The 9,471-nt window shown below is 49.5% G+C and carries 9 protein-coding genes; 6 read left to right on the top strand and 3 right to left on the bottom strand.

The features are described 5' to 3' along the window. The 3 genes from IQ235_RS10545 to IQ235_RS10535 all read right to left on the bottom strand — a co-directional run. On the bottom strand, positions 1 to 610 hold a 610-nt coding region (locus IQ235_RS10545), incomplete at its 3' end, for a filamentous hemagglutinin N-terminal domain-containing protein (RefSeq protein WP_264321430.1). A gap of 21 nt (positions 611 to 631) precedes the next feature. Further along, complete coding sequence (locus IQ235_RS10540; RefSeq protein ID WP_264321429.1) at positions 632 to 2,845, bottom strand: carotenoid oxygenase family protein; 2,214 nt, start codon at positions 2,843 to 2,845, stop codon at positions 632 to 634. 516 nt (positions 2,846 to 3,361) lie between these two features. After that, entirely contained in the window at positions 3,362 to 3,757 is a 396-nt protein-coding gene (locus IQ235_RS10535; protein ID WP_264321428.1) for a hypothetical protein, read from the bottom strand. A gap of 333 nt (positions 3,758 to 4,090) precedes the next feature. Between IQ235_RS10535 and IQ235_RS10530 the strand changes: the two genes are divergently transcribed. The 6 genes from IQ235_RS10530 to IQ235_RS10505 all read left to right on the top strand — a co-directional run. Further along, positions 4,091 to 4,411 carry a hypothetical protein gene (locus IQ235_RS10530; RefSeq protein WP_264321427.1) on the top strand — a complete coding sequence of 107 codons (321 nt, stop codon included), beginning with the start codon at positions 4,091 to 4,093 and terminating at the stop codon, positions 4,409 to 4,411. A 390-nt stretch (positions 4,412 to 4,801) separates the two neighbouring features. Then, positions 4,802 to 6,331 carry a photosystem II chlorophyll-binding protein CP47 gene (gene psbB, locus IQ235_RS10525; protein ID WP_264321426.1) on the top strand — a complete coding sequence of 510 codons (1,530 nt, stop codon included), beginning with the start codon at positions 4,802 to 4,804 and terminating at the stop codon, positions 6,329 to 6,331. A gap of 123 nt (positions 6,332 to 6,454) precedes the next feature. Then, positions 6,455 to 6,550 (top strand): photosystem II reaction center protein T, encoded by a 96-nt coding sequence (locus IQ235_RS10520; RefSeq protein ID WP_264321425.1) that lies wholly within the window; start codon positions 6,455 to 6,457, stop codon positions 6,548 to 6,550. Positions 6,551 to 6,784: 234 nt separating this feature from the next. Next, positions 6,785 to 7,327, top strand: a complete 543-nt coding sequence (gene nrdR, locus IQ235_RS10515; RefSeq protein WP_264321424.1) for a transcriptional regulator NrdR — start codon at positions 6,785 to 6,787, stop codon at positions 7,325 to 7,327. A 329-nt stretch (positions 7,328 to 7,656) separates the two neighbouring features. After that, a complete protein-coding gene (locus tag IQ235_RS10510; RefSeq protein WP_264321423.1) occupies positions 7,657 to 8,631 on the top strand; it encodes a 30S ribosomal protein S1 in 975 nt (324 codons plus the stop codon). Positions 8,632 to 8,761: 130 nt separating this feature from the next. Continuing rightward, the coding region (locus tag IQ235_RS10505) for an HAD family hydrolase (protein WP_264321422.1) at positions 8,762 to 9,471 on the top strand (710 nt) is incomplete at its 3' end.

Here is a 9,471-nt window from a genome sequence, read left to right as displayed (position 1 = left end):
GAATTAAGCCGGGAGCAGTGGGATCGGGAGAGGGTCGTAATGCTGTCGTTTGCGATCGATTGACGATTTGTGAGGGAGCATTGCCAAAGTGCAAACCGATGGGAACGTTGATACTGAGTAACGGCGTTGCTTGGGGTTCGGTTGCACTAAACACCGTTCCATCTTCAAACAAGAAACGATCTGCCGTACTGCCGAGAAACGAACCACCAATCTCGAGGGCGGCATTGGAACCGAAAACAATGCCATTGGGGTTCAATAGAAACAGGCTGGCACTGCCGTTGGCGCGAATCAAGCCGTCAATGTTAGAAATCTGCCCTCCCGTAATGCGGGTGATGATATTGTCGATGGTCAGAGCATTATCGAAAAATGCGGTTTCTCCCGTGCGGACGCTAAAATCCTCGAAACTGTGAAACAGGTTGCCTCCAGTGGTCGTACCGCCGGTGATGCGTTGAATTTGACCTTCCAGGTCGATTGTCGAGTTGTTCGGTAAGCTGGCATCGGGCAGGATTTGGGCGAATACCGAAGAAGCCGATACCGCCAGACATCCCAAAGGAATGCCCGCAGCACAGAATTTGACCGTACGTTGCAGCGTCAGTTCGATCGATTTCATGACAGGGGAATGAAAATGAAGTTAGCTTTGCGGGCGATCGAAATGGGGGTAGATTTCGTCTTCAAATAAAGCAGTCATCAGGGTTGGCGGGTAGTCTTTGCGAATATCGTAGTCTTCTCGAACGGGTGGTGATTCCAATTTACTCAGCCAAGTGGAGTGGACGGTCATGCCAATATTAAGCTGAGGATGGCTGAGCCGATATTTCGGGCCGCTACTAAGAGACTTCCCATCGAAAATCCACAGTTCGCTTTTGTCGGCGACAAAATTATCTGAGAATAACACCACGCAAACGATATACCCGTCGCAGGGATCGTCAGTTCCCGAACGGGGTACGAATTGGGGAGAGTTGCCAAAATACCCCGGTGGGAAATCGTAGGCATCTTCAATGGTTAGTTTCGAGGGAGATGCTGAAGTGCGATCGACGTGCATCCTCAGCAAGTTGGCCGGTTTACCACTTTCGACGCTTTTCTTCATCTCGGAGGCCCCAAGCCAGCGATGGGGATAATCTTCGTACATCTCGAAGACAAATTCGCTGAGCAAATCCGACCACGCACCCCAGCAATTCCAATAGATGTCGGTGAATCGATCGGGCTGGAACCCGCGCCATGCATAAAGGGCGATCGACCAGAGATACTGCTTGGATTCGGTTTTGGACAGAAAGCTCGATCGAGCTGAAGAGCATTCTTTTTCGGCATCGATCGTCCAGCATCCCAAACGGTTGAGATCCATCGGCGAGACGAACATTCCCGATCGCTCTTGCAACGCTTCGGTGGTTGATAGATCTCCGGCAGCCGATATGTCTTTCTGACGCAGAAACTCCGAGGGATCGGATGCAGCTGTATGAGCGGCAAACAGGGTGATTTTTCCCTCGGGATTGTCATATTCCACTAGGAAATGAGCGGTTTCTGGCTTCAGTCGTACCCGCTTGGCAGTGACGGTTTTCTCATCGGGATTGAGTTGCGCTCTCGCAACGATATAAATATCGGTGTACGGCAGTTGGGGATAGCTCAGATCTCTGTAAATCCGCTCTAGGAATTTCTCTACATCTTCGAGAATTAACGGGTCGTTGGGATTGAGAACGGGAATGAGATCTTCAAGTAATAGTTTGAATGCCGAATCGGAGATGACGATATAGTCTTTTGTCAGCCCCATTTGGTGCAGACTTTGGCGAATTCGGATGGGACGATCGTTTGCATCTCGCACTTCCCATTGCTCGACGGTGGTTCCCGAACCATGCCAGCGATTGAGATAGAGGCGATCGCCTTGCCCGACGATCGAAGAGGCTAAAAACTTTTCGACAAGCTCTAAGAATAATCCCACCGAGCCGTTCGCTATTCTTTTGAGTAGCCGACGGATGAAGGTTACGTGAATGCGATCGAGCCATTTATCGATATCTGAAGGTATCAATCGGGATAACCATAAAAGGTTGAGAATCGATTTACTTGCATTGACGGTAAACATTTCATCGGTATGGGTATCGAATACCGGATGTGCCGTACTTAAAATTGGGGGGAACGGCCAACGAATGGGATTGGGAATCATCGAATGCCACTGATTCGCCCACCCAATGGGCCCGACGAGTCCGAGGGTACGGGGATCGATTTCGTAAGGACGACCGGCATCCCAAGTGACTAACAACCGCTCGCTGCCATCGGAGAATTTCATCGGCAAAAAGGCCGTATTGAGATAGTTGCGAACCCCCAAACCGATGGACAGACGAGTAATACCGAAACTGCGAAACTCGAACTCGGAGTAGCTGGAAAATTTTTGATATTTCGGATCGGTCGTGAGGGCAGTATCGGCGTAGTAATCTGGGGTTTTAACGATCCGCATTGCCATCCAAGCTTTACCCGCTTCGACCTTGAGTTCTTCCTGAACTGGAGTGGCTGGAGTTTGATGGAAGTCGAGGCGGTAGATCGCACCTTCGCCGTTGAGGAGGGACGTCCAGCCATCTTTGGAGGGTCGAACGATATTGGGTGCATCCTCACATTTGGGGGAACCGACATAACCCACTGCGCCGACAATAAAAACGTGACCTTGCAAATCTTCGGGTAGCTGGCATGGGTTCTGGCTGAGTCCTTCTTTAACGGTCAGTTGCAAGGGTTGATGCTGGGAATCTTGCCCGTAAAACTCTTCTCGACTTGTGGATAAAAGAGCTTTGGGCGATCGCGGTGGCGTCGCGCCACCTGTCCGATCTGCCGTGACGTTTGTTGCATTTGAGGTTATATCACTCACGATTGGAACTCCTCAAAGATGAATAGACAATGGGTTCAGTCATTCTCAACACCCAAACTGAATCACTCCAAGCCAGCGCTCTAAGAGATCGCCATGTCAAGTTCTATTGAATTCGTTAGAAATACACCCGTTTGCGTCAAATTTGTGAAACTTTGACCCATCAATGGTTCTGTAAACTCACCACCCGAACCGAAACGTACAGATCCCGTACGTTTCTATGAAATTTTACACTGCAGAAGATTGTCATTAGACCCAGGATACAACCCCTCGCTCGATATTTTTGTTCGTTTCGGGTGGGATCGTAAAGGTGAGCTTGGGGAGAAAGACACTCGTTTACTCGATCGCTCGGTTTTCAGAGACGATCGTCGATGGTTCTTTGTATTGGCATTTTACACTCGAGGCCTTGACTCGAAGTTTTTACGCACAGCGCACGATCGCACGAATGAATTCCCGGCAAATTTGCCGGGAAGTCTGCTTTCAAATCAGTCCTGTTTCAGTCTGGCAACCGATGCCAAGCTAGGAACAACTCGCCGCTTTGACAATCCCGGCGGAAATCGATCGAAACTCGGGTTGAATGTAGGTGGTCAATTCGCTAGCCACTCGTTGCGGCGAGTCGGTCGAACGTTCTTCAAGTACCTGGCAGATCGATCGTTCTAAGAGTGCCCAATCTTGGAGAGTGGTTGTCAGAATTTGAGGACGCAGCGATGGATAAGCTGGGGGATAATCCCGTTTGACGTGGCTTAAAAGAGCGCTCTGATAGACCGCTCCCCTTGCTTTAAGAGAACGCTCTTCTTCTTGGCGAGACAACTGGAGCGTCAGTACGATGGCGGGAAAGCATAGGGAAGCTGCAAGCAACAACCAGGCAACGAAATCTAAGGAATTCGTCTGGGGGAGATTCTGTGTAATTTTCATGGCACACCCAATAAGAGTTTGAGAATGCAAACTCATTCTGTTTAAACTTTAGGGTAGTTGAAATTACGGAGGCTCGGTGATAAATTTCTCACAAAAACAATAGTATGTCTTATAAAGACTCTGTGAAGGTCGCTTTAGGGCTTCCGAAAACTTGCGAAGCGCCTCGATCCTTATTTTCTGCTTAATGCAATCGAGTGGGGAAACAGTGGTGTTGCGTCGCGAACTATTTTGAGGCGGTTTTCTCGATTCTTCACTTCTTCCTTCACAGAAAGGTTCTGTAAGGTTATGGTAGACGAAAAGTTCCAAACCTAAACTGTCTGGATCGGAAAATTTGTGAAATACTTCTTTTTATCGGAGGGATGGGAAGTCGATCGCGTATGGGGGTCTCAAGGGTTGTGGAACGCCACTGCTTGGCGGCGATTCCCTCAGATCGATCGAACGAATTTGTGTATCGTCGATCGAGTTGAAACCTTGTGGCTCTATCGTGTCGAAGATGCCGTACTGATGGTGGAAGTCAAACCGATCGATGCAGAGACATCTGCTCCTGACGCCATCGGTCAAGTGGTTCTCAAACGCCTCATGAGTGCCGAGCTGGCACTTCAAAGACTTACTTCATCTAGCGCTATTTGTCAATTAAATCGTAATCAAAATTAATTAAATCGGGAATATTTCTTCGAAAATTGAGAGAAAATAGCCATCAAGCTTGCAATATAACCTCACAATCGATACACTTTTTAAAATAATCTTCATGTTTCCAGAGCTTTATCCGTCGCTACCATTTTCGAGACCAACTCTAAAGTTGGAACCGAGATTCGGGAGCAACATAGATAATCACTGGTATCGATCGCAGATATTTTGTCTCGATCGAGGACTAAATGTTAAACCTGTTGGGTTTAAACTCAGACATTGAAATTGTTTCAACGTTGAGGATAAATTCTAAAACAGGCGATAGCTTTCGGTCTGTCGAATTCTTTTCGGCAATCGAGCTGTCAATGTATCAAAAAAAAGCGTTGAGCAAAGCGTAATAGAGGAGGAGCGTAGTCAATGGGACTACCTTGGTATCGCGTACACACAGTCGTCCTGAACGATCCGGGAAGACTGATTGCTGTACACTTAATGCACACTGCCCTGGTGGCAGGTTGGGCTGGCTCAATGGCCTTGTACGAACTGTCAATTTTCGACCCTAGCGATCCCATTCTTAACCCCATGTGGCGGCAAGGAATGTTCGTGATGCCCTTCATGGCTCGCTTGGGCGTGACTGGTTCGTGGGGAGGTTGGAGCGTTACGGGAGAGACCGGTGTCGATCCCGGCTACTGGTCTCTCGAAGGCGTAGCCATCGCCCACATTGTCCTGTCCGGACTTTTATTCCTAGCAGCCGTTTGGCACTGGGTTTTTTGGGATCTAGAAGTATTCCGCGATCCTCGCACTGGAGAACCGGCGTTAGACTTGCCGAAAATATTCGGTATTCACCTATTCCTGTCGGGTCTTTTGTGCTTCGGTTTCGGAGCCTTCCACCTCACAGGAGTGTGGGGACCGGGAATGTGGGTATCCGATCCCTACGGTTTGACTGGAAGCGTTCAGCCCGTCGCCCCTGCGTGGGGTCCTGAAGGCTTCAATCCCTTCAATCCAGGGGGAATCGTCTCTCACCATATTGCCGCTGGTGTGGTCGGAATTATTGCCGGTCTGTTCCACCTGACGGTTCGTCCGCCGGAACGGCTGTACCGCGCCCTGCGGATGGGGAATATCGAAACAGTTCTATCGAGCAGTATTGCTGCTGTGTTCTTCGCTGCGTTCATCGTGGCGGGAACGATGTGGTACGGCAGTGCCGCTACCCCCATCGAACTGTTCGGCCCAACTCGCTATCAGTGGGATAAGGGTTACTTCCAAGAAGAAATCCAGCGCCGCGTCCAAGCTAACTTGGCCGATGGAGCAACTGAATCCGAAGCGTGGTCGCAAATTCCCGAGAAATTGGCGTTCTTCGACTACGTTGGCAACAGCCCCGCTAAAGGTGGTTTGTTCCGTACGGGTCAGATGGATTCTGGAGATGGCATCGCTCAAACTTGGCTGGGTCACCCGGTCTTTACCGATGCAGATGGTCGCGAGCTGACCGTCCGCCGGATGCCCAATTTCTTTGAAACCTTCCCGGTCATCTTGACCGATCGAGATGGCATCGTTCGGGCTGATATTCCCTTCCGTCGGGCTGAATCTCGTTACAGCTTCGAGCAAACCGGAGTGACGGTGAGCTTCTACGGCGGCGAACTGGGCGGTCAAAGCTTTACCGGCCCCGCCGATGTGAAGAAGTACGCCCGGAAAGCTCAGTTGGGCGAACCGTTCGAGTTCGATCGGGAAACCTTGAACTCTGACGGGGTGTTCCGAACCAGTCCTCGCGGTTGGTTTACCTTCGGACACGCTTGTTTTGCCTTGCTGTTCTTCTTCGGTCACATTTGGCACGGATCTCGGACTCTGTTCCGGGATGTGTTCGCCGGAATCGACCCCGAACTCGACGAAGAGCAAGTCGAATTCGGATTCTTCCAGAAAGTGGGTGATAAGTCCACTCGCAAACAGGAAGTCTAATCGAGCCAACTTAAGTACAACGGGTTCTAACAGTGGCGGTGCGATCGACGTAATCGTTCCTTGTTAGACCCGTCTGTTGCTACACTAGTAACGACAAACAAAACCCAAACGAGGAGATTAAAAATGGAAAGTCTCGTTTATATCTTAATCCTTGCTTTAGGCATAGGTGTACTATTTTTTGCGATCGCCTTTCGCGAAACTCCAACCATTGGGAAATAGTCAATTCAAGTTCGGAGCTAACGCCGGTTATCGACCGCCGATCGCTTCTGTTATCTAAATCGCGAAAAGCTCAGCCCAGACGTGCAGTCCGAGACAACCTGCGCGTCTGTTCTGGCTTTTTAGTATCTCGGGTCTAATGGTGTCAAAGGGGCGGGCCACGACCGAAACCGAGCTTTCTAACGATCTCGTTCGACTGTTTGCGCCTCAACCTTTTCTCATTTCACGCATTAAATCATGCACTGTCCCTTTTGCCAACATACAGAAAGTCGAGTTCTGGAGTCGAGGTCGGCTGAAGCCGGTCAAAGCGTGCGCAGACGGCGACAATGTCTGGGCTGTCATCGTCGTTTCACCACCTACGAACGAATCGAGTTCGTCCCGATCACCGTCATCAAACGAGACGAACGGCGAGAATCTTTTACTCGATCGAAGCTACTTAGAGGACTCGTTCGCGCTTGCGAAAAAACGGGCGTGTTATCCACCCAACTCGAAGCGATCGTTGATGAAATCGAAGCCGAACTTCAACAGCGCTCGACCAAAGAGGTGAGCAGTCAGGAAATCGGCGAATTAGTCCTCAAACGCCTGCGCCCTTTGAATGAAGTCTCATACATTCGTTTTGCCTCGGTTTACCGAAAATTTCAAGGCATTCGAGACTTTGTCGAAACCTTAAATCATTTACGGGAGAATCAGTCTCAGACTTTATTTGAATTAGACAATGAATTCGATTTAGATCTTGCAGACGAACATTCAACTCCCACCTCCTGGATTACTCACTCTTGAAGCGGTCAAGGAACTCGAAGGTCAGACCCGATGGATTAAGGCTATATCTCGATAAAACTTGATAATTAAAACTTATAGAAAAAAATAGAGAAATTAAGTCTATAGATCGAATTAAGGGTCGAATCCGTTAGGGTAACAATGTATAATAGGGTGCCCCTTATGCCTTCCCGATTGAAAAAAGGGATGTGGTGTAACAAAAAGTAAGTTTTAGCGATTACAAAGCAATTACTCATCAATTTATCCACCCCAACTCCCCTGCCATCCCAGGATAGACAACATCCATTCATAGGAGGCCGAGTAAGGATACCCAGTACTAGGAAACAACACGCATGGTCAATCAGAATACAATTACTAGAGACGTTGGTTTTACTCACGAAGATTTTGCTGCCCTGCTCGACAAATACGACTACCACTTCAGCCCCGGCGATGTGGTAGCGGGTACGGTATTCAGTATCGAACCCAGGGGCGCTCTGATTGACATTGGGGCAAAAACTGCGGCTTACATTCCCTTACAGGAAATGTCGATCAATCGGGTTGACGCTCCCGAAGAAGTTCTACAATCGAACGAAACTCGGGAATTTTTTATCCTGACCGATGAGAACGAAGATGGTCAGCTCACGCTCTCCATTCGCCGCATCGAGTACATGAGAGCTTGGGAGCGAGTTCGACAGCTTCAAGCAGAAGATGCCACCGTTCATTCCGGTGTCTTTGCCACCAACCGAGGGGGTGCTTTAGTTCGGATCGAGGGACTGCGCGGGTTTATTCCCGGTTCTCACATCAGTACTCGCAAACCCAAAGAGGATTTGGTTGGGGAAGACTTACCTCTAAAGTTTTTAGAAGTGGATGAAGAGCGCAACCGCCTTGTCCTCAGCCATCGACGCGCGCTGGTGGAACACAAGATGAACGGCTTGCAAGTCGGAGAAGTTGTTATCGGTACGGTACGCGGAATCAAGCCTTACGGTGCGTTTATCGATATCGGTGGTGTCAGCGGTCTGCTACACATTTCCGAAATTTCTCACGATCACATCGATACGCCCCATAGCGTGTTCAATGTTAACGACCAGCTCAAGGTGATGATTATCGATCTCGATGCCGAGCGCGGTCGGATTTCTCTGTCGACCAAGCAGCTCGAACCCGAGCCGGGTGATATGGTCAAAAATCCCCAGCTCGTCTATGACAAAGCTGAGGAAATGGCCGAAAAATTCCGGGAGCAAATGCGGGCGAACCAGCAAGCTGCTAATGGAGAAGATTCCAGCGAAGATCTCGAGATTGGAGAGGAAGAGATTCCAACAGCGATCGATTAAGACTCGCAATTTTAGACGAACGACCGCTCGACTTTGGATCGTACCAGCCCAAGCGAGCGGTCGTTTGTATTAGACGATCGAACAAATTTCAAATCAAAAGAGAGTAAAAAAGCTGGGAGGAGTATCTGATTTGGTCACAATTCGCGCGCAGGGTGTTGTCTTCTCGAATATCCAAGGGATTATTTTTGATAAAGATGGAACTCTCGAAAACTCAGAAACATTTTTGAGGAGTTTGGGACAAAAGCGATCGCGCTTGGTGGATGCTCAAATTCCCGGTGCGGGAGAGTCGATGTCGATCGCCTACGGGATTGAAGGAGATCGCCTCGATCCGACAGGACTGCTGGCGGTCGGAAGTCGGTGCGAAAATGAGATTGCCGCCGCCGCTTATATTGCCGAAACCGGTCGCGGTTGGTTAGAGTCTCTAAAAATTGCCAGAAAAGCCTTTACCGAAGCCGATCGCATTCTCAGAAATACTGAAGATGCCCCCTCCCCTCTGTTCGTCGGTTCTTTGGAAACCATCGAGCGGCTTGGGAAGGCGGGGTTTAAACTGGGGATTCTTTCGGCAGATACTACCGCCCGAGTGCAGCGATTTATTTCTCACTATCAGCTCGATCGCTATATTGAGATGGGAATGGGAGTCGATCTCGGTCCGAGTAAGCCCGATCCCTCTTTGTTCGTGCAAGCGTGCCAGTCTCTGGGAGTTGCACCAGAACGGACGCTGATGGTGGGAGATTCTCCCCTCGATATTGAGATGGCTCGTAGTGCCGGTGCCGCGGGATGTATTGGCATTTGTTGGGATACGCCAGAAGCGGTGCATTTGGAAATGGCTGATGTGGCGAT

The sequence above is a fragment of the Zarconia navalis LEGE 11467 genome (genome assembly GCF_015207075.1).
GTDB classification, from domain to species: Bacteria; Cyanobacteriota; Cyanobacteriia; order Cyanobacteriales; family Geitlerinemataceae; genus Zarconia; species Zarconia navalis.
The sequence above is the reverse complement of the archived record's forward strand: the minus strand, read 5'-3'. Positions and strand labels throughout refer to the sequence as shown.

Excerpts from the sequence above, each read along its gene's own strand:
- IQ235_RS10535 (WP_264321428.1), bottom strand. The coding sequence starts at position 3,757 with ATGAAAATTACACAGAATCTCCCCCAGACGAATTCCTTAGATTTCGTT.
- psbB (WP_264321426.1), top strand. The coding sequence starts at position 4,802 with ATGGGACTACCTTGGTATCGCGTACACACAGTCGTCCTGAACGATCCG.
- IQ235_RS10520 (WP_264321425.1), top strand. The coding sequence starts at position 6,455 with ATGGAAAGTCTCGTTTATATCTTAATCCTTGCTTTAGGCATAGGTGTA.
- nrdR (WP_264321424.1), top strand. The coding sequence starts at position 6,785 with ATGCACTGTCCCTTTTGCCAACATACAGAAAGTCGAGTTCTGGAGTCG.
- IQ235_RS10510 (WP_264321423.1), top strand. The coding sequence starts at position 7,657 with ATGGTCAATCAGAATACAATTACTAGAGACGTTGGTTTTACTCACGAA.